The following is a 20,550-nucleotide window of genomic DNA, read 5'->3' as shown; positions in this document are numbered from 1 at the left end:
CGGACGGGCTGAGGTGTGGCTGCCTCTGCCATCGCGCCCCGAGTGCGACTAGATTCATTTCATGGCGGAGACGAAACGCGAGATCGAGCGCAAGTACGAATCCGACGACAGTGGGCTGCCCGACCTGACCGGCGTCGCCGGGGTCGCGTCCGTCCTGGACAAGGGGGCCGTGGAACTGGACGCGGTCTACTACGACACGTCCGATCTGCGGCTGGCCGCGGCCTCGATCACCCTGCGTCGCCGCACCGGCGGCTCCGACGCCGGCTGGCATCTGAAACTCCCGGTCGGCCCGGGCGTCCGGGACGAGATCCGGGCCCCGCTCTCCGACACCGTCCCCGAGGAGCTCGCCGGGCTGGTCCGCTCCCGGGTCCGTGAGGGCCGGCTGGTGGCCGTGGTCCGGCTGCGCTCCGCCCGGGACGTCCGCGACCTGCTCGACGCCGACGGCCGCCCCCTCGCCGAGGCCAGCGTGGACACCGTACGGGCGCAGCGGCTGTTCGGCGGGGAGGGGACCGCGCAGTGGACCGAGATCGAGGTGGAGCTGGCCGACGGCGGTGACCCGGCCTTCCTCGACACGGTGGAGAAGCGGTTGCGCAAGGCGGGCGTACAGCCGGCGAAGTCGGCGTCGAAGCTGGCGCGGGCGCTGGCGGAGACCAAGGGCGGACGTCCGCGGCCCAAGGACCGGGGTCCCGCCGAGCCCGTCACCGCAGGCGACCACGTGCTGGCGTATGTCCGCGCCCAGCGGGACGCGATCGTCGACCTCGACCCGGCCGTCCGGCAGGACGCCGAGGAGTCCGTGCACGACCTGCGCGTCGCCACCCGGCGGCTGCGCAGCACCTTCCGTTCCTTCGGCAAGGTCCTCGACCGAACCGTCACCGACCCGATCGGCGTCGAGCTGAAGTGGCTCGCCAGCGAGCTGGGCGTGGGCCGCGACCAGGAGGTGCTCAGCGAACGCCTGACGGCGGGTCTCGACGAGCTGCCCGGCAGGCTGGTATCCGGCCCGGTCCGCGAACGGCTGGGGACCTGGACGAAGGCCCAGTACCGGGGATCGCGCCGGCGGCTGCTCGGCGTACTGGACTCCGAGCGCCATCTGGCCCTGCTCGACGCCCTGGACGCCCTGGCCGCCGAACCGCCGCTGCTGAAGGCGGCCGCCGGGACGCCAGCCAAGGTGCTCGCCAAGGCCGTGCGCAAGGACTTCGGCAAGGTGTCCGCGCTGGTCGAGGAGGCCCTGGCGCAGCCGCCCGGGCCCGAGCGCGACCTCGCGCTGCACGACGCCCGCAAGAAGACCAAGCGCACCCGGTACGCGGCCGAGGCGGCCACCCCCGCGCTCGGCGACCCGGCCAAGGCCCTCGCCAAGTCCATGAAGTCGCTGCAGAGCCTGCTGGGCGAGCACCAGGACAGCGTCATGGCCCGCGAGACCCTGCGCGAGCTGTCCGCCGTGGCGCACGCGGCCGGGGAGAGCGCGTTCACGTACGGGCTGCTGTACGGGCACGAGGAGCGGCGGGCGGAGCTGGCGGAGGGCGCGCTGCCGCAGGCGTGGGAGAGGATCGGCGCGTCGATGGAGGTCTAGCGGCGCGAGACGGGGTTTCCGGGCCGTTTTTTCGCGGGCGGGGGAGTGCTCCGAGCGGGTTAGGCTTGATGGTCACTCCTGTCAGTCCAGCTCAGCTCACGAAGGTAACCCCGCGATGTCTGTCGAGTCGGTCTTCCCGCAGCTCGAAGCCTTGCTCCCGCATGTGCAGAAGCCGATCCAGTACGTCGGCGGCGAGCTCAACTCCACGGTCAAGCCGTGGGAGTCCTGTGACGTCCGCTGGGCGCTCATGTACCCCGACGCCTACGAGGTGGGTCTGCCCAACCAGGGCGTCATGATCCTCTACGAGGTGCTGAACGAGCAGGAGGGCGTCCTCGCCGAGCGCACGTACAGCGTGTGGCCGGACCTGGAGGCGCTGATGCGGGAGCACGCCGTCCCGCAGTTCACGGTCGACGGTCACCGTCCCGTGAAGGCCTTCGACGTGTTCGGCCTGTCCTTCTCCACGGAGCTGGGCTACACGAACATGCTGACCGCCCTCGACCTCGCCGGGATCCCGCTGGAGTCCAGGGACCGCACGATCGACGACCCGATCGTCCTCGCGGGCGGTCACGCGGCCTTCAACCCCGAGCCGATCGCCGACTTCATCGACGCGGCGATCATCGGCGACGGCGAGCAGGCCGTGCTCGACATGACGAAGATCATCCGGGAGTGGAAGGCGGAGGGCCGCCCGGGCGGTCGCGAGGAGGTCCTCTTCCGCCTCGCCAAGACGGGCTCGGTGTACATCCCGGCGTTCTACGACGTCGAGTACCTCCCCGACGGCCGTATCGCCCGGGTCGTACCGAACAAGAGCGGTGTGCCGTGGCGGGTGTCGAAGCACACCGTCATGGACCTGGACGAGTGGCCCTACCCCAAGCAGCCCCTGGTCCCGCTCGCCGAGACGGTCCACGAGCGGATGTCGGTGGAGATCTTCCGCGGCTGCACGCGCGGCTGCCGCTTCTGCCAGGCCGGCATGATCACGCGCCCGGTGCGCGAGCGCTCCATCACCGGCATCGGCGAGATGGTGGAGAGGGGCCTGAAGGCGACCGGCTTCGAGGAGGTCGGCCTGCTGTCGCTGTCGAGCGCCGACCACAGCGAGATCGGCGAGGTCGCGAAGGGGCTCGCGGACCGGTACGAGGCGGACAAGATCGGCCTCTCCCTGCCCTCCACCCGCGTGGACGCCTTCAACGTCGACCTGGCGAACGAGCTGACGCGCAACGGCCGCCGCTCCGGCCTGACCTTCGCGCCCGAGGGCGGCTCGGAGCGCATGCGCAAGGTCATCAACAAGATGGTCTCCGAAGAGGACCTGATCAGGACCGTCGCCACCGCCTACGGCAACGGCTGGCGGCAGGTGAAGCTGTACTTCATGTGCGGTCTGCCGACGGAGACCGACGACGACGTCCTGCAGATCGCCGACATGGCGATGAACGTCATCCAGAAGGGCCGCGAGGTCTCCGGCCAGGGCGACATCCGCTGCACGGTGTCGATCGGCGGTTTCGTGCCGAAGCCGCACACCCCGTTCCAGTGGGCCCCGCAGCTGAGCGCGCAGGAGACGGACGCGCGCCTGGAGAAGCTCCGCGACAAGATCCGCGGCGACAAGAAGTACGGCCGCTCGATCGGCTTCCGCTACCACGACGGCAAGCCCGGCATCGTCGAGGGCCTGCTCTCACGCGGCGACCGCCGCATCGGCGCGGTCATCCGCGCGGTCTACGAGGACGGCGGCCGCTTCGACGGCTGGCGCGAGCACTTCTCCTACGACCGCTGGATGAGCTGCGCCGACAAGACGCTGCCCGCCTTCGGCGTGGACGTCGACTGGTACACGACCCGCGAGAAGACCTACGAGGAGGTCCTGCCCTGGGACCACCTGGACTCCGGTCTCGACAAGGACTGGCTCTGGGAGGACTGGCAGGACGCCCTCGACGAGACCGAGGTCGAGGACTGCCGCTGGACGCCGTGCTTCGACTGCGGGGTGTGTCCTGCCATGGACACGACCATTCAGATCGGCCCCACCGGCAAGAAGTTGCTGCCGCTGGAGGTCAAGAAGTCGGCTCCGGCCAGCTGAAACGGGGCACGGGGCGGGTCTGGCGGCTTCTCGTGAGAGCCTGGGCGGCATGGGGGATGCGTCGGCTGATCAGGCTGTCATGAGGTTTCTGGCGGGGATCCAGGTCGGTGATCTCTGTTCCGGGACGGTCACGGCGGTCAGTCGGTCCGAGGTGTCGGTGACCGTGGACGGTTTCGCCGCGTACCCGCTCGGGGTGGTGGGGGCGTTGGACGGTTCCTGGCGTCGGCGCTTCGCTGACGTCGGGGTGGTCGGGCAGCGGATGTCCGCCGAGGTGATCGCCGTGGATCTGGATGCCGGCCGGGTGTGGCTGTCGATGGCGGCCACTGAGCACCCGGAGCTCTGGAAGTTCCTCAAGCGGCTTCGGCGTGGTGAGATCCTGGCCGGTGCGGTGGCGGCGGTCGAGCGGTTCGGCGTGTTCGTGGCGCTGGACGAGGGCCCCGACCATCCGGTTTATCCCGGCGTCGGCTTCATCTCGTATCCCGAGCTGTCCTGGCGGCGCTTCGAGGCGGCGTCCGAGGTCGTTGAGGTCGGACAGCGCGTGTCGTGCGAGTTCTTGCAGTTCGACACGACGAACGGAGAGGCCCGGCTGTCCTTGCGGGCGACACGGCCGGACCCCTTTCCGGGGTTCGTCGACGGCATCGCGGTCGGCCAGAGACTGCGTGGGCGGGTGGCCGAGCTGGTCCCGTTCGGCGTCTTCGTCCAGGTCGCGGATGAGGTCGAGGGCTTCGTCCCGCTGCGCGAGCTGGGTTCGGCGCCCGTGGCCGTTCCGGAGGACGTCGTGCAGATCGGTGACGAGGTCTCGGTCACCGTCATGGACATCGATCGAGAGCGACGCAGGCTGAGCCTTTCCTGCCGACCGGCCTGAGGACCGGGCCTGGAGAGACTCGGTGCAGATGGCGGCAAGGGCGAGACGCCTCAGCCGTGGGCACGTTCATTCCGGCGGCGCACCCGTGCCGTCCGAATGCGGCGACCCCATAGCAGCGGCTCTCCACCTGGCCGAGCGAGTACTCCGCCTCGCCCCGGGACACCGCAGAACCACAACACGACACTGCCCTCGACGTAGTGCCATCGGGTGTTGAGAGCCACTACGGACTGGACGAACACCAACTCGGAGCCGGCGGGGCGCAGCTGGACCACAGGGCCTCCCAGCCTTGCCGACAGGACGTTGACCGCGTACGACTTCCAGGGGTACCGGCGCAGTCGAGAGCGCATGCGTGCCGCATTGAACACCATGCAGACCCCGAGCAATGACGCGCTGATGGAGAACACCCAGAGAACAGCCATGACGGAGCCGATCCGGTTCAGGCCCGAGCCGTCGGCGGCAATGCCGATCGACAGGCTGCCGACGGTCCCTGCCGCACCGCCCCCCAACCACGACCAAGCGTGACGCCGGTAACGCTGAAAGCCGCGTTGTGTCTCAGGATGCTTCCAGGCAACGGACTCCATCCGTTCCGCTCCCCTACGGCTCGAGGGTCTGCGCCGCCGGCTGCTCACTCTCCGCCCTCCTCGACGCGGGCCTTTCCCTCCTCGCTACGAGATCACTCACAGAAGTCGTGGCGGTGTGGCTCTCCGAAGCCGTCGTGCCGGCGGAGAAGCAGCCCGCGGGGAACACGCACAGCCACTGAGTTCCGTCCGTGCCTTCGTGCATCCACCGGGACGGCTGGAGCGTCTACACCGACATGGACCTGCAGAAACAGCCCGTACAGCCGCCCGCCGCGCCGGCCCGGCCCGAGGGCTGTCTGGTCGTCGCGATCCGGTTGCCCGTGCGGATCGTCGTGCTCGTGCTGGTCGTGCCGGTGCGGATGGTGTGGGACGCGCTGGTCGTCGCCGGACGGTTCCTGAAGGACGCGGTGTTCCGGCCGCTCGGCCGGGCTCTGGTGTGGCTGGGCAGGGTCCTGTTCGTCCTGCCCCTGATCGGCCTGTGGCGCTACGTCGTCGTCCCGGCCGCCAAGGCCCTCGCCTGGCTGGGGAACGTCCTGCTCGTCATTCCCCTGGTGTGGCTCCACCAGTACCTCCTCACCCCCCTCGGCCACGCCCTCGCCCGGCTCGCGCGCGGGACCGGCGCCGTGCTGGCGTGGCTGTACGCGCGCGTGCTGACGCCCCTCGGACACGCGACCCTCTGGCTCCTCCGCCACCTCTTCGTCGTACCGGCCCGTTGGCTCTACGACGGGATCCTCGCGCCGGTCGGACGGGCGCTCGCCTGGTGTGCGCGAGGGGTGGGGCGGCTGCTCGGGCTGCTGGTCACGGGGCTCGGCACGGCTGCGTACTGGATCGTCCGGATCCTGCTCGTGCTGCCCGTGCTCGCCCTGTGGCGCTGGGTGCTCGCCCCCGTCGGCCGCTTCCTCGCCGTCCTCGCACGGGAGGTGGGGGAGGCTCTCGGGCACGCCTGGCGGATCGCGGGGCGGATCTCGCTCGCGGTCGGACGGTTCCTCGGGGCCCTCTTCCGGTGGATCTTCGTGGAGCCGGTGCGCTGGGTGTACCGGACGGTCCTCGCCCCGGTCGGGCGCCTGGTGCGCGACGCCGTCCTGCGGCCCGTCGCCGAAGCCGCGCGCAGCGTGGGCCGCACGGCCCGGCAGGCGCTGGCCGCCGCCCGCGAGACGGCCCGGCAGACCCGTGCCGACGTGCGGCGGATGCTCTTCGGGGAACCACGGAAGAGGGAGGCGGTCTCCCGAGGGGAACCGCAGGCGCTCGTCACACGTACTCTTGATAGCAGTACGACCGCTCTCACGAAGGACTGAACGACACTGGGCAAGCGACAGCCCGAAGGCCCGCCGCCCGCACCCGCGGTGCAGCGCATCCGACTGCGCTACACCAAGCGCGGCCGCCTCCGGTTCACCAGCCACCGTGACTTCCAGCGCGCCTTCGAGCGTGCGTTGCGCCGTGCCGAGGTGCCGATGGCGTACTCGGCGGGGTTCACGCCGCACCCGAAGGTGTCGTACGCCAATGCCGCACCCACCGGCACGGGCAGTGAGGCGGAGTATCTGGAGATCGCGCTCACCGCGGCGCGTGACCCGGAGAGACTGAGAGCCCTTCTCGACGAGTCGATGCCCGTCGGGCTCGACATCATCGATGCGGTCGAGGCCCGCACCTCGGGCCTGGCCGACCGGCTCACGGCTTCCGTGTGGGAGCTCAGGCTCGTCGGAGTGGACCCGGCCGACGCCGAACGCGCGGTCCTGGCCTTCAACTCCGCCGAGGTCGTCGAGGTCCAGCGCATGGCCAAGAACGGTCTGCGCACCTTCGACGCCCGCCCGGCAGTCGTACAACTTGAAACGCACAGTGAAGCGGCTGATAGGCCGACCGACCAGCCCTGTGCGATACTGCGGCTGGTTGTTCGGCACGTGACGCCTGCCGTACGACCCGACGACGTCCTGTCCGGTCTTCGCGCCGTGGCCGACCTGGCGCCGCCGGTCCCCGCAGCGGTGACCAGGCTGGCGCAGGGGCTGTTCGATGAAGAGACCGGCGCGGTGACCGACCCGCTCGCGCCCGACCGCGAGGCAGCCGAGGCCTTCACAACGGCCGATGCGACTGCCGCCGCGAAGGCGTCGGCGTAAGGAAGGTTCCGCACAGGGACGGACGTCGTAGCGCCGCCCTCGTACTCGGGAGCCACCTGGGTCGGGCAGCGCACCGACCACAAGACTTTCGCCAGGCCGTACGCATTCGGTGTACGGAACCGGCGAGACAGGACACAGAGAGCTCCCGTGCGGCGGCCGCGCCCCCGGACGGCGGCACCGCGCAACGCGCGAGCCGCGGACGTCAACGGCGATCGATCGACGATGATCGACGCCGGACCAGGTGCGGCGCCCGGGAGCCTGACGGGAGATACACCCGCATGCTCGAGCCGACCGAATCCGCAGAGTCCGTGCCGGACTCCGAATCGACCACCCCCAGCGACACCCTGCCGCCGCGCCGTCGGCGCCGTGCCGCTTCCCGACCGGCGGGTCCGCCGGTCGGTTCCGACGCCGAGACCCCGGCCGAGATCACCGCGCCGGCCATACCGGCCGTCGAGTCCGTCCAGCAGCTGGCGGACGAGGACGTCGACGACTCCGTCGACGACGACGTCAAGGCCGCCGAGGACACCGAGACCGAAGAGGCCGCGGTAGTCGAGGAGGCCGCGCCCGCGCCGCGTACGCGTCGTCGTGCGACCCGTCGTGCGTCCGCGCCCGCCGGAGCTCCGGCGGCGACCGAGGCCGACCAGGCCGTCGAGGCCGCTGAGACCGTCGTGCCCGTGGCCGCCGCAGCCGCCGTATCCGCCGTATCCGCTGTGGAGGAGAGCGCGCCGGCCGACGAGGCCGCTCCCGCGCCCCGCACCCGCCGCAGGGCCACCCGCCGTGCGACCGCGCCCGCCGGGAACCCGGCGCCGACCGAGGCCGTCGAGGCCGTCGAGGAGGCCGCCACCGTGAACACGTCCGACACGCCTGCGACTCCCGTCACGCCTGCTGCCGAGGCTGCCGCCGAGACGCCTGTCGAGCAGCCCGCGCCGCGTACGCGTCGTCGTGCCACCCGCCGTGTCTCCGCCCCCGCCGGCGCGCCGGAGGCCGCGGCGAGCGCCGAGGCTCCGGTGAGCGTCGAGACGCCTGCCGTTGTCGAGGCTCCTGCCGAGCCCGCTGCCGAGCCCGCGCCGCGCACCCGCCGTCGGGCCACGCGCCGGTCCGCCGCGCCCGCCGAGGCGGAGAGCGCCGCGCAGAGCACGGCCGAGGTGACCGAGGCTCCCGTGGAAACCTCCGCTCCGGTCGTTCCCGCCGCAGCCGAAGAGGTCAAGGCTCCCGAGGCCCCCGTCGAGGAGGACGGCGGTTCGCGTCGGCCGCGTCGGCGTGTGGTCCGTAGGGCCGCCGGCGGTTTCTCCGCGCCCGAGCCCCTGAAGGGCAACGGCGAGGGCGACGCGCCGCGTCGTCCGGCGCGGCCCGCGGTCGCCGTGTTCCAGGCGCCCGTGTTCGCCGAGCCGCAGTTCCAGACGCCGCAGCGGGCCGCCGCCGAGGCCGCTGCCGCCGGGGCGGAGTCCCCGGAGGCCGACGAGGTCGAGGAGACCGGCGAGATCCAGGCCGTCGAAACGGCCGGGACGGCTGAGACGGCCCGCGCGGTCGAAGCGGTCGAGGAGCTCCGGGAGGAGTCGGCCGGCTCGCGTCGCCGTCGCCGCCGTCGGGGCGCCGCCGGCGAGGAGGCCGAGGCCGCCCGCACCGTGGCGCCCGCCGCGCCCGCGCAGCCCGTCGCCCGGCCCGTCGCCGAGGACGAGCCGGAGCCGGAGGAGGCCGACGAGCTCGGCGAGGACGCCGTCGAGGGTGACGAGGACGCGGAGGAGACCGGTTCGCGCCGCCGTCGTCGCCGGGGCGGCCGTCGCCGTCGTCGGGGCGACTCCGCCGACGGCGAGGGCGAGTCCGGGGACGTCGAGTCCGACGACTTCGCCGCCGACCAGTCCGGGCAGGACGCCGAGGACGCCGAGCAGGACGACGAGGACGCGGACGACGCCGAGGACGTCGGCGGCTCCACCGCCGGCAGCCGTCGCCGCCGTCGCCGTCGTCGTCGCGCCGGGGACTCCTCCGGCGAGGCCGAGCAGCCGGGCGACGGCGACCCGGAGCGTACGGTCGTCAAGGTCCGTGAGCCCCGCAAGCCCTCCGAGCCGTCCGACGAGGTGCAGTCCATCAAGGGCTCGACCCGGCTCGAGGCGAAGAAGCAGCGTCGCCGGGAAGGCCGTGAGCAGGGCCGCCGTCGCGTCCCGATCATCACCGAGGCCGAGTTCCTGGCCCGCCGTGAGGCCGTCGAGCGCGTGATGGTCGTCCGCCAGGCGGGCGAGCGCACGCAGATCGGCGTCCTGGAGGACGGCGTGCTCGTCGAGCACTACGTCAACAAGGAGCAGGCCACCTCGTACGTCGGCAACGTCTACCTGGGCAAGGTCCAGAACGTGCTGCCGTCGATGGAGGCCGCCTTCATCGACATCGGCAAGGGCCGCAACGCCGTTCTCTACGCCGGCGAGGTCAACTTCGAGGCGCTCGGCATGGCCAACGGGCCGCGCCGGATCGAGGCCGCCCTCAAGTCCGGCCAGTCGGTCCTCGTCCAGGTGACGAAGGACCCGATCGGGCACAAGGGCGCACGTCTGACCAGCCAGGTCTCCCTCCCGGGCCGCTACCTCGTGTATGTGCCCGAGGGTTCGATGACCGGCATCAGCCGCAAGCTGCCCGACACCGAGCGGGCCCGGCTGAAGACCATCCTCAAGAAGATCGTCCCCGAGGACGCGGGCGTCATCGTGCGCACCGCCGCCGAGGGCGCGAGCGAGGACGAGCTGCGCCGCGACGTCGAGCGACTGCAGGCGCAGTGGGAGGACATCCAGAAGAAGGCGAAGAGCGGCAACGCCCCGACGCTGCTCTACGGCGAGCCGGACATGACCGTCCGGGTGGTCCGCGACATCTTCAACGAGGACTTCACCAAGGTCGTCGTCAGCGGCGACGAGGCGTGGTCGACCATCCACGGGTACGTCTCGCACGTCGCGCCCGACCTGGCCGACCGCCTGTCGCGGTGGACCTCCGAGGTCGACGTCTTCGCCACGTACCGGATCGACGAGCAGCTCTCCAAGGCGCTGGACCGCAAGGTCTGGCTGCCCAGCGGCGGTTCGCTGGTGATCGACCGGACCGAGGCGATGGTCGTGGTCGACGTCAACACCGGCAAGTTCACCGGTCAGGGCGGCAACCTCGAGGAGACGGTCACCAGGAACAACCTGGAGGCGGCCGAGGAGATCGTGCGTCAGCTGCGGCTGCGCGACCTCGGCGGCATCATCGTCATCGACTTCATCGACATGGTCCTGGAGTCCAACCGGGACCTGGTGCTGCGGCGCCTGCTGGAGTGCCTGGGCCGGGACCGTACGAAGCACCAGGTCGCCGAGGTCACGTCGCTGGGCCTGGTCCAGATGACCCGTAAGCGGGTGGGCCAGGGGCTGCTGGAGTCGTTCTCGGAGACCTGCGTCCACTGCAACGGACGCGGTGTCATCGTCCACATGGAGCAGCCGACCGCGGTCGGAGGCGGCGGCAAGCGCAAGAAGCGCGGTCGCGGCGGCGACGGTCAGGCCCATGACCACGAGCTCGGCCACGAGCACGAGGCGGTGGCGGCCGACGTCCTCGAGCCCGCCCTGGGCGGTGCGCAGGAGTCGGAGAGCGAGGCCGAGGTCGCGGCCGAGGCGGCCGAGCCGATCGCTCTTCCCGGGCCGGACTTCGCGCCCGACGAGGAGCTGTACAGCAGCGTCGCCGAGGCGGAGGCTGCGGCCACGCGTGGGCGGGGCCGTCGCCGGGCGAGCCGTCGGGCGTCCGCTCCGGCGGGCGCGCCGCGCAGCGGTGAGGCGCGGGGCGGTGCGTCGAGGCGGTCGGAATCGGAGTCCGTCGAGGCGCCGACCGCGCAGGACGTGACCGCCCAGGCGGCGGCCGAGCGTCCGGTGCAGCCGGTGGCGGCGGTCGCCGCGCAGGCCGAGCCGGTCGCCGTCGAGGACGCGGTCGTCGAGACGCCGGTCGTCGAGGCCCCGGCTGTGCAGACCCCGGTCGCCGAGGCGCCCGTCGTCGAGGCTCCGGTCGTCGACGAGGCCGCGCCCAAGGGACGTACGCGTCGTCGGGCCACCCGCAAGGTGTCCGCGCCGGCGGGTTCGCCCGCGGGGGCGGAGGCCGCTGTGGTGACGGTGGCCGAGTCGGCGCCGTCGGCGCAGTCGGAGGCTCCGGTCGCTGCGGTCACTCAGGTCGCCGCGGTCACTCCGGTGGAGCAGTCCGAGGCCGAGCCGGCCGCCGAGCCGGCCGCCGAGCCGGCCGCCGAGCCGGCCGCCGAGCCGGTGGTCGAGAGCGCGGCTCCGGCCCGTCCGCGGCGCCGTGCGGTGCGCAAGGCCACCGCGCCGACCGCGCCCGAGGAGACGGCCGTCGTGGTCGTCCCGTCGGCCGCGGCTCAGGCCCCGGCCGAAGAGCCGGCCGCGGCACAGGTCTCCGACGCCGAGGCGACCGCCGACGCGGACGTCGAGGAGACGGAGGCCGCTCCGGCCAAGAAGACGGCCGCGCGCAAGACGGCCAAGAAGGCCACGGCGAAGAAGGCCGCCACCAAGAAGACGGCGGCGGCCAAGAAGACGGCTGCGAAGAAGACCGTCGCGAAGAAGACGACGGCCAAGAAGGCGGCGACGAAGACGGTGTCGAAGAAGACCGCGGCGGCGCAGCAGAGCCAGCCGTCCGTCTCGGTCTCGACGCAGGACTGACCCGGCCGACGAGGCCGACGGCGAGGCTGAAGAGGCCGAAGAGTCGGCTGTGGCGCGGGCGTTCCGGATCGCACCGGGCGCCCGCGTCGCCGTTTCTCCCGACCCCCCACGTTCTCGCGTCGCAGTGTGTTCATCTGAGAGTTACTCTGTGTCTTGCTTGTGATGGAGCGCACCCGGCCCCGGGGTTTCTCTGTGGTAACACTGGGGAAAATTGCCGTCCCCGTGCTGGTAACGTGCACCTCGGTTCCGGTGGCCAAAGACATGCACACCGTGACCACAGCCGATGAGCACATCCGGTCGTCAGACCGGGTACGGCTGACTTCCCGCAAGGAACCCTCGGGGGGCGGGGTCCTGTGTACAAGCCGTCCATCCGCCCACAGGCGTCGGTGGACACGCTGGGATGCGGCCGTGCTGAACATCGACATGGCCCCTCCCGACCGCATGACGTGGTGCGCCTTAGAGGTCGCCGTAGAGGAGGGGATGTCGATGACCGACGCCCATGAGTTCATACCGGCCGCCAGACCTGTGATCGCCGAGGAGGAGATCGAGGCCGCGGTGCGCGTGCTGCGCAGCGGCCTGGTCGTCCAGGGGCCCGAGGTCGCCGCCTTCGAGGAGGAGTTCTCGGAGCTGGTCGACGGGCGTCACTGTGTGGCGGTGAACTCCGGCACCTCCGCGCTGCACCTGTCGCTGCTCGCCCTCGGCCTCGGCCCGGGCGACGAGGTCATCGTCCCGTCGTTCTCCTTCGCGGCCTCCGCCAACGCGGTCCGGCTGGTCGGCGCCGACGTGGTCTTCGTCGACATCGATGCCGACACCTTCTGTCTGGACCCCGCCGCGGTCGAGGCGGCCATCACCCCGCGCACGGCCGCGATCATGCCCGTCCACCTCTACGGCCACCCCGCCGCGATGGACCGGATCATGGCGATCGCCGAGCAGCACGGGCTCGCCGTCGTCGAGGACGCCTGCCAGGCGCACGCGGCCGCCCTGAACGGCACCCCGGTCGGCGCGTTCGGCGCCGCGGGAACGTTCAGCTTCTACCCGACGAAGAACATGCACAGCCTCGAGGGCGGCATGATCTCCACCGGGGACGCCGAGACCGCCCGCACCCTGCGCCTGCTGCGCAACCAGGGCATGGAGAAGCGCTACGCCAACGAGATCGTCGGCGCCAACGTGCGCATGACCGACGTCTCCGCCGCCATCGGCCGGGTGCAGCGCCGCAAGCTGGACGGCTGGACCGAGCAGCGCATCGCGAACGCCGCGTACCTCACCGAGCACATCAGCGCGCCGAACGTGCTCACGCCGAAGGTCGCCGAGGGCGCCCGGCACATCTACCACCAGTACACCGTGCGCATCCAGGGCGACCGGGACGCCGCCATGGCCCGCCTCACCGAGGCCGGCATCGGCAACGCCGTGTACTACCCGACCCCGATCCACCGGCTGAAGCCGTACTGGGAGCCGGACCAGAAGGCCGGCCGGAACTGGGACCTGCCCGAGACGGAGCGCGCCGCCGCCGAGGTCGTCTCGCTGCCGGTGCACCCCGCCCTGTCCGCCCAGGACCTCGAGCGCATCGTGGCCGCCGTGAACGCGCTGGGGGAGCAGCTGTGACCACCGCGAAGCCGCTGCGCGCGGGACTCGTCGGCCTCGGTTCCATGGGCCGCCACCACGCCCGCGTCCTGTCCGGTCTCGAGGGCGTCGACCTCGTCGCCGTCGTCGACCCGATGGGCGACAAGTTCGGCGCCGCGCAGGGCGCGCCCGTGCTGGACACCGTCGAGGAGCTCATCGCCCGAGGCGTGGACTACGCCGTCGTGGCCTGCCCCACCGGTCTGCACGAGGAGGTCGGTCTGGCGCTCGCCGAGGCCGGCGTGTGCGCGCTCGTCGAGAAGCCGCTCGCCGACACCATCGAGGGCGCCCGTCGTCTCGTCGAGGCGTTCGAGTCGCGTGGTCTGGTGGCCGGCGTGGGCCACATCGAGCGGTGCAACCCGGCGCTGCGCTCGCTGCGCACCCGGCTGGAGGCCGGCGAGCTCGGCGACGTCTACCAGGTCGTCACCCGCCGCCAGGGTCCCTTCCCGCACCGCATCGCGGACGTCGGCGTCGTCAAGGACCTCGCCACGCACGACATCGACCTCACCGGCTGGGTGACGGGCCGCCAGTACGTGTCCATCGCCGCGCACACCGTCTCCAAGAGCGGTCGCCAGCACGAGGACATGGTCTCGGCGGTCGGCCGCCTGGACGACGGCACCATGGTCAACCACCTGGTCAACTGGCTGAGCCCGCTCAAGGAGCGCTTCACCTCGGTCACCGGGGAGCGCGGCTGCTTCATCGCCGACACCCTCACCGCCGACCTGACCTTCCACTCCAACGCCTCGGTGACCACCGAGTGGGAGGCCCTGCAGGCCTTCCGCGGGGTATCCGAGGGCGACATGATCCGGTACGCCATTCCCAAGCGCGAGCCGCTGCAGGTCGAGCACGAACTGTTCCGCGACGCGGTCCTCGGCAAGGACGCGGACATCTGCACCCTGCGCCAGGGAATGCGTACGGTTCAGGTGGCGGCCGCGGTGCTGGAGTCGGCGACCGAGAACCGTAGCGTTTCCCTTCAGGCGGAGGACCTGGCAACTCATGGCAGCTGAAAACACGTCGACGGAGCGGACCGCGCGCGGTCGCATCGTGATGCTCGTCGACAACGGGGTGAACGGCGACTCGCGCGTGCAGAAGGAAGCACGTTCGGCCGCCGAGGCCGGGTGGGACGTCGTCCTGCTCGGCAAGGGCAGGGGGAAGCAGGAGCAGACCTGGGAGATCGGCAAGGCGCAGGTGCGTCTGCTGCCGGTGCCGGGTCCGATGCACCGCCGACGCCACGAGTACCGGCGGGCCGTGCTGCGTTCGCCGCTGGCCTACCGGCCCGGGCCGCTGGCGTCGTACCGCAGGCAGAAGATCAAGGCCTGGCGGGCCGATCTCAACATCCGGCTGATCCTGGCCCAGCAGGAGGGCTCGTTCCTGACCAAGCTGCGGCTGGTGCTGCCCCGGCTGGCCTCGCGGTTCGTGCAGTCCTGGGTGAACCTGCGGGCGCGCAAGACCGCCAAGCTGGAGAAGAGCCGCAAGGAGATGGAAGGACCGCTGGACCGGTTCACCACCGCCTTCTGGCACAAGACGATGGGCGCCCGCAGCTGGCGCCGGCTCGACCCGCACCTGTGGGACATGGAGCTGGCCTACGGCAAGGTCATCGACGAGCTCGACCCGGACCTGATCCACGCCAACGACTTCCGCATGCTGGGCGTCGGCGCGCGCGCCACGCTGCGCGCCCGCTCCCGCGGCCGCAAGACCAAGCTGGTCTGGGACGCCCATGAGTTCCTGCCCGGCATCAAGCCGTGGAACTCGCACCCGCGCTGGCACCTCGCGCAGTGCGCGCACGAGCTGGAGTACTCGCGCCACGCCGACGCCGTCACCACGGTGTCGGAGACCCTCGCCGAGATGCTCCAGGAGCGCCACAACCTCAAGGAGCGTCCCGGCGTCGTGCTGAACGCGCCCGACGCGGAGATCTCGCCGGAAGAGGCCGCCGAGCCGGTCCCGGACCTGCGCGAGCTGTGCGGCATAGGCCACGACGTGCCGCTGACCGTCTACAGCGGCGCGGCCGCCCCGCAGCGCGGCCTCGACATCATGGTCGAGTCGCTGCCGCAGCTGTCGGACGTGCACACCGCGTTCGTCGTGCTCAACACCGAGTCCGAGTACATGCGGACGCTGCGGGAGCGCGCCGAGGAGCTGGGCGTCTCGGAGCGGCTGCACATCCTGCCGTACGTGCCGCACTACCAGGTGGTGCGCTTCCTGGCGGCGGCGGACGTCGGGGTCATCCCGATCCACCACTGGCCGAACCACGAGATCGCGCTGATCACCAAGTTCTTCGAGTACTCCCACGCGCGGCTGCCGCTCATCGTCAGCGATGTGAAGACGATGGGCGAGATGGTCCAGCGCACCGGTCAGGGCGAGGTGTTCCGGGCCGAGGACGTCGAGGACTACGTACGCGCCGTGAAGTCGGTGCTCGGCGACGCGGACCGCTACCGGGGCGTGTACGACAAGGACGGCCTGCTCGAGGAGTGGACCTGGGAGGCCCAGGCCGAGCTGCTCGACAAGGTGTACACCCGGCTGGTGCCCGGCAGCGCGGTCCGCCCGGCGGCGGAGCGCAGACCGGTGGAGGCAGGGGCATGAGCGCCGCACCGGACGTCAGCGTCGTCGTCGCGGTGTACAACACGATGCCCTACCTCACGGAGTGCCTGAACTCCCTGATCGGGCAGAGCATCGGCCGGGAGCGTCTGGAGGTCGTGGCCGTCGACGACGGCTCCACCGACGACAGCGGCCGCGAGCTGGACCGGTTCGCGGCGCTGTACCCGGACACCGTCAAGGTGATCCACCAGGCCAACTCCGGCGGCCCGGCCGCGCCCAGCAACCGTGCGCTGGACGTGGCCACCGGCCGTTACGTCTACTTCATCGGCTCCGACGACCACCTCGGCGAGGAGGCGTTGGAGCGCATGGTGGCCTGCGCCGACGAGCACGGCTCGGACGTCGTCGTCGGCAAGATGGTCGGCACCAACGGCCGGTACGTGCACCAGGCGCTGTACAAGGAGAACGACCCGGACGTCAGCCTGTACGACTCCGCGCTGCCGTTCACCCTGGCCAACACCAAGCTGTTCCGGCGGGAGATGGTCGAGAAGTACAAGCTGCGCTTCCCCGAGCACCTGCCCGTGGGCAGCGACCAGCCGTTCACCATCGAGGCGTGCGTGCGCGCCCGGAAGATCTCGGTGGTGGCCGACTACACCTGCTACTACGCGGTCAAGCGGGGCGACGCCAGCAACATCACCTACCGCGCCGACCATCTGGCGCGGCTGCGGGCGGCCGCGGAGATCATGGACTTCACGGCGGGTCTCGTCGAGGCGGGCGCCGACCGCGACGCCCTGCTGCGCCGGCACTTCACGTGGGAGCTGGCCAAGCTCGTCCAGGACGACTTCCCGTCCCTGGAGCGGGAGTTGCAGCGGCAGATCTGCGCGGGCATCGCCCGGCTCGCCGACACGTACTTCACCGACGGCATCCGCGACGCCATGGACGTCAAGCGCCGGGTCCGCATCGCGCTGGCGCACGCCGGCGCGATCGACGAGCTGGCCGAGGCGATCACGTCGGAGAAGGAGCACGGGGCGCCTCCGTTCGTCGTCGAGGGCGAGTCCGCCTACGCCCGCTACCCCGGCTTCCGCGACCCGCGCATCGGTGTCTCCGACCGGGTCTACGAGCTGGTCGGGGAGGCGGTCCCGGGCCGGCTCGCCAAGGGCACGCAGCTGCTGGCCTCCGGCTGGGAGCAGCAGGGCGAGGCGCTCGCCTACACGGCGTCCGTACGGGTGCCGGTCCTCGGCGATGTCGAGGGGGCCGGCGCCGTACTGCGCCTGGTCAAGGGCGCGATGCCCAAGTCGGCGGACAAGCCGGGCGCGCGCCGGCTGAAGGCCGACCACGTCCTGCCCCCCCCGCGGGGCGAGATGACGCTGGAGACGGCCGAGGACGGCGCCGCGAGCGTGCTGAACGCCCGGGTCCCGCTGGAGCTCGCCACCGCCAAGCGCGGGGTGCGGATCTATCTGGACGTGGCCGGTTCGACGTACGAGATTCCCGTGCGCGGCAAGGATCTGCCGATGCCGTTGGCCCGGCTGTGGGGTCCGGACAAGGATCCGCACCGGGCGTCGGCGCTGGTCAACCCCAAGGGGCGTGTGGTGATCGACACCGCCCAGCTGTATCCACCGAAGCGGGCTGTGGTCCGGCGGGCGCTGGGGGGCCTTGTCCGGAAACTGAAGTTCCGTTCCAAGAGGAAGAAGTAGCGACCCTCCATGAACATCTGTGTAGTAGCGCTCGGCAAGATCGGGCTTCCGCTGGCGGTGCAGTTCGCCGCCAAGGGCCACCGGGTCATCGGCGCGGACGTCAACGAGAAGGTCGTCGAGCTGGTCAACGCCGGGGTCGAGCCGTTCCCCGGCGAGCACGACCTGGACGTCAAGCTGAAGCAGGCGGTCGACGCCGGTCTGCTGAGCGCGACCACGGACACCGCGTCCGCGGTCGCGCAGTCCGAGGCCGTCGTCGTGGTCGTCCCGCTGTTCGTGGACGCCGAGGGCACGCCGGACTTCGGCTGGATGGACTCCGCGACGAAGGCGATCGCCCAGGGCCTCAAGCCCGGCACGCTGGTGTCGTACGAGACGACCCTCCCGGTCGGCACCACCCGCACCCGCTGGGCGCCCATGCTGGCCGAGGGCTCGGGCCTGACCGCCGGCGAGGACTTCCACCTGGTGTTCTCCCCGGAGCGCGTGCTCACCGGCCGGGTCTTCGCCGACCTGCGCCGCTACCCCAAGCTGGTCGGCGGCATCGACGAGGCGTCGGCCGCCCGTGGCGTGGAGTTCTACGAGCAGGTCCTCGACTTCGACGAGCGCGCCGACCTGCCGCAGGCCAACGGCGTCTGGGACCTGGGCACCGCCGAGGCCTCCGAGCTGGCCAAGCTCGCCGAGACGACCTACCGGGACGTCAACATCGGCCTGGCGAACCAGTTCGCGCGCTTCGCCGACAGCAACGGCATCGACGTCAAGAAGGTCATCGAGGCCTGCAACTCGCAGCCGTACAGCCACATCCACCAGCCGGGCATCGCCGTCGGCGGCCACTGCATCCCGATCTACCCGCGGATGTACCTGTGGAACGACCCGGCCGCGACCGTCGTGCGCTCCGCGCGCGAGGCGAACGCCGCGATGCCGGAGTACGCCGTCGACCTGCTCGCCGCCGCCTACGGCGATCTGACCGGCGTCAACGTCCTGGTGCTCGGCGCGGCCTACCGCGGCGGCGTGAAGGAGACGGCCTTCTCGGGCGTCTTCCCGACCGTCGAGGCGCTGAAGGCGCGCGGCGCGACGCCGTTCGTCTCGGACCCGATGTACACGGCCGAGGAGCTCACCGCGCACGGCCTGACCCCGCACGCGGGCGAGAAGGTCACCGCGGCGATCCTCCAGGCCGACCACGCCGAGTACCGCACCCTGACCCCGGCCGACCTGCCGGACGTCACGGTCCTGGTCGACGGCCGTCGCACGACGGACCCGGAGGCCTGGAAGGGCGTACGCCGGGTGGTCATCGGCGGCTGACGGCGGCTGCGGCTGACGACGGCTGCGGTTGCGGCGGCCGACGGTGACTGACGGTGGGTGAGTAAGGACGGTTGACGGCGGCCGACCCAGCGGACCGTCGTAGGATGCGGCCCTGGCCAGTAGGCCGGGGCCGTTCTCCGGTCTGCCTCTCCTCTACGTCCGGGGACCCGCCGTGTCCGACGCCCGCACCACCCCCACCGCACCGGCCGCGGCGCGCACCGTCGCCCGCGTACGCCACGGGCGCGCCGTCCTCCCGCTGCTGGTCTGCGCTCTGTACGCCGTGCTGCAGTTGGCCGCCGGACCCCAGTGGACGCTCTTCCCCGACTCCTACCGGTACGCCCGCGCCGCCGAGCAGTACCTCGGCGCCTCCCGCGAGCAGGCGCACCGCACCGCGCTCGCCGCGTTCTGCACCAGCCGCGCCGAACGCACCGCCCACGAGGAGCGGCTGCGGCCGACGAACCGGCGCAGCGAACGCTCCCTGCAGGCCGCCGCCGACCGCACCTGCCTGAAGCGGTGGGCCAAGGCCAAGGACATCACGACGTCCGACCCGCGCTATCAGGCCATCTTCGCCAGCCGCCCCGGCTATCCGCTCCTCGCGGCGCCCTTCGTCGGCGCGTTCGGCGTGCTGGACGGCATGCGTCTGCTGGGGCTGCTCACGGCCGTGGGGTGCTCGTTGCTCGTGTGGGGTCTGCTGCGCGGCGCGGGGCTGTCACCGCCGGCCGCCGTCACCGGCCAGATCGCCTTCCTCGCCACCCCGCTCGGCTGGTGGAGCGACCAGGCCCTGGGCGAGGGCCTGTTCACGGCATGCACGCTCGGCGCGCTGTGGGGCGGCCTGGCGCTGCTGCGCCGCCGCTCCCTGCCGTGGGCGGCGACCGCCACGGCCCTCGCGTACACGGCGGGCGCGGTCACCCGCTACTCCTCGGCCCTGGTGCTGGCGGCGTTCACGACCGCTGCCGCCATGGGCGCGTGGTGCTTCTCCCGCCGACTGCGCCACCGCGGCACGGCGGTCCTGGCGGGTGTGTCGGCACTGGTCGCCGCCTCGGTCGCCGCGTCGATGAAGCTGCTCAGCCTGCCGTCCTCGCAGGTCACCCTCCAGGACACCTTCACCCACCACTTCACCGCCCCGAACGTCTCCGACCCCTGGGGCGACCTGCTCGGCCTCGCCGCCCGCTTCTGGCGCGACTGGGCCGCCCAGCAGACCGCCCTGCCCTACTTCCTCGTCCTCACGGCCCTCGCCACCTGGTCCCTGGCCCGCTACGGCGAAGGCCTCGGCTGGCTCGCCCTCGCGACCGCCCTCACCGGAGCCTTCATCGTCACCGACCACCCCCTGACCCAGGAGGCGAGCCGACTGGCGGTCCTGATGTGGATGCCGGTCGTTCTGGGCCTGCCGCTGGCGGTGGAACGGCATTGGAGTTGGCGGGGGGTGGGGGAGGTGCGAACGGTGGGGTAGGGAGGCGGGAGCGGCTCAGCGGTGCAATGGCGGCTTGACGCTCGGGCGGGCTGTCCGATGGTGATGGTGTGACGGCAGCGCTCCAAGGGACGTGCTGCGCACCGTGAGGCCCCGGGGCAGGTGCCGGGGCACACC

Annotated in this window: 12 protein-coding genes; all 12 read left to right on the top strand. The window is 71.8% G+C overall.

Annotated elements, in window-relative coordinates:
* Positions 1–61 precede the first annotated feature (61 nt).
* Positions 62–1,567, top strand: coding sequence for a CYTH and CHAD domain-containing protein (locus OG562_RS14395; RefSeq protein ID WP_266397372.1), 1,506 nt, complete (start codon positions 62–64; stop codon positions 1,565–1,567).
* A 115-nt stretch (positions 1,568–1,682) separates the two neighbouring features.
* Entirely contained in the window at positions 1,683–3,623 is a 1,941-nt protein-coding gene (locus tag OG562_RS14390; protein WP_266397370.1) for a TIGR03960 family B12-binding radical SAM protein, read from the top strand.
* A 49-nt stretch (positions 3,624–3,672) separates the two neighbouring features.
* Positions 3,673–4,488, top strand: coding sequence for a S1 RNA-binding domain-containing protein (locus OG562_RS14385; protein WP_266397368.1), 816 nt, complete (start codon positions 3,673–3,675; stop codon positions 4,486–4,488).
* Between the two features lie 814 nt (positions 4,489–5,302).
* Positions 5,303–6,361 carry a hypothetical protein gene (locus tag OG562_RS14380; protein WP_266409262.1) on the top strand — a complete coding sequence of 353 codons (1,059 nt, stop codon included), beginning with the start codon at positions 5,303–5,305 and terminating at the stop codon, positions 6,359–6,361.
* A 48-nt stretch (positions 6,362–6,409) separates the two neighbouring features.
* On the top strand, positions 6,410–7,174 hold the full coding sequence (locus tag OG562_RS14375) for a TIGR03936 family radical SAM-associated protein (protein ID WP_266397367.1): 765 nt from the start codon (positions 6,410–6,412) through the stop codon (positions 7,172–7,174).
* 278 nt (positions 7,175–7,452) lie between these two features.
* A complete protein-coding gene (locus OG562_RS14370) occupies positions 7,453–11,832 on the top strand; it encodes a ribonuclease E/G (protein WP_266397365.1) in 4,380 nt (1,459 codons plus the stop codon).
* Between the two features lie 486 nt (positions 11,833–12,318).
* On the top strand, positions 12,319–13,434 hold the full coding sequence (locus OG562_RS14365) for a DegT/DnrJ/EryC1/StrS aminotransferase family protein (protein WP_266397362.1): 1,116 nt from the start codon (positions 12,319–12,321) through the stop codon (positions 13,432–13,434).
* A complete protein-coding gene (locus OG562_RS14360; RefSeq protein WP_266397359.1) occupies positions 13,431–14,456 on the top strand; it encodes a Gfo/Idh/MocA family protein in 1,026 nt (341 codons plus the stop codon). The genes OG562_RS14365 and OG562_RS14360 overlap by 4 nt, the downstream gene beginning before the upstream one ends.
* Positions 14,446–16,026, top strand: coding sequence for a glycosyltransferase family 4 protein (locus OG562_RS14355; protein ID WP_266397357.1), 1,581 nt, complete (start codon positions 14,446–14,448; stop codon positions 16,024–16,026). Before OG562_RS14360 ends, OG562_RS14355 begins: the two co-directional genes overlap by 11 nt.
* On the top strand, positions 16,023–17,672 hold the full coding sequence (locus OG562_RS14350; RefSeq protein ID WP_266397355.1) for a glycosyltransferase: 1,650 nt from the start codon (positions 16,023–16,025) through the stop codon (positions 17,670–17,672). Before OG562_RS14355 ends, OG562_RS14350 begins: the two co-directional genes overlap by 4 nt.
* A 9-nt stretch (positions 17,673–17,681) precedes the next feature.
* Entirely contained in the window at positions 17,682–18,965 is a 1,284-nt protein-coding gene (locus OG562_RS14345; RefSeq protein ID WP_266397352.1) for a nucleotide sugar dehydrogenase, read from the top strand.
* 172 nt (positions 18,966–19,137) lie between these two features.
* Positions 19,138–20,415, top strand: a complete 1,278-nt coding sequence (locus tag OG562_RS14340) for a hypothetical protein (protein ID WP_266397350.1) — start codon at positions 19,138–19,140, stop codon at positions 20,413–20,415.
* Positions 20,416–20,550: the final 135 nt, after the last annotated feature.

Origin of the sequence: Streptomyces sp. NBC_01275 (genome assembly GCF_026340655.1) — a bacterium.
GTDB lineage: Bacteria > Actinomycetota > Actinomycetes > Streptomycetales > Streptomycetaceae > Streptomyces.
This window is presented reverse-complemented; position numbering and strand designations above follow the sequence as displayed.

Excerpts from the sequence above, each read along its gene's own strand:
- OG562_RS14395 (WP_266397372.1), top strand. The coding sequence starts at position 62 with ATGGCGGAGACGAAACGCGAGATCGAGCGCAAGTACGAATCCGACGAC.
- OG562_RS14390 (WP_266397370.1), top strand. The coding sequence starts at position 1,683 with ATGTCTGTCGAGTCGGTCTTCCCGCAGCTCGAAGCCTTGCTCCCGCAT.
- OG562_RS14385 (WP_266397368.1), top strand. The coding sequence starts at position 3,673 with ATGGGGGATGCGTCGGCTGATCAGGCTGTCATGAGGTTTCTGGCGGGG.
- OG562_RS14380 (WP_266409262.1), top strand. The coding sequence starts at position 5,303 with ATGGACCTGCAGAAACAGCCCGTACAGCCGCCCGCCGCGCCGGCCCGG.
- OG562_RS14370 (WP_266397365.1), top strand. The coding sequence starts at position 7,453 with ATGCTCGAGCCGACCGAATCCGCAGAGTCCGTGCCGGACTCCGAATCG.
- OG562_RS14365 (WP_266397362.1), top strand. The coding sequence starts at position 12,319 with ATGACCGACGCCCATGAGTTCATACCGGCCGCCAGACCTGTGATCGCC.
- OG562_RS14355 (WP_266397357.1), top strand. The coding sequence starts at position 14,446 with ATGGCAGCTGAAAACACGTCGACGGAGCGGACCGCGCGCGGTCGCATC.
- OG562_RS14350 (WP_266397355.1), top strand. The coding sequence starts at position 16,023 with ATGAGCGCCGCACCGGACGTCAGCGTCGTCGTCGCGGTGTACAACACG.
- OG562_RS14345 (WP_266397352.1), top strand. The coding sequence starts at position 17,682 with ATGAACATCTGTGTAGTAGCGCTCGGCAAGATCGGGCTTCCGCTGGCG.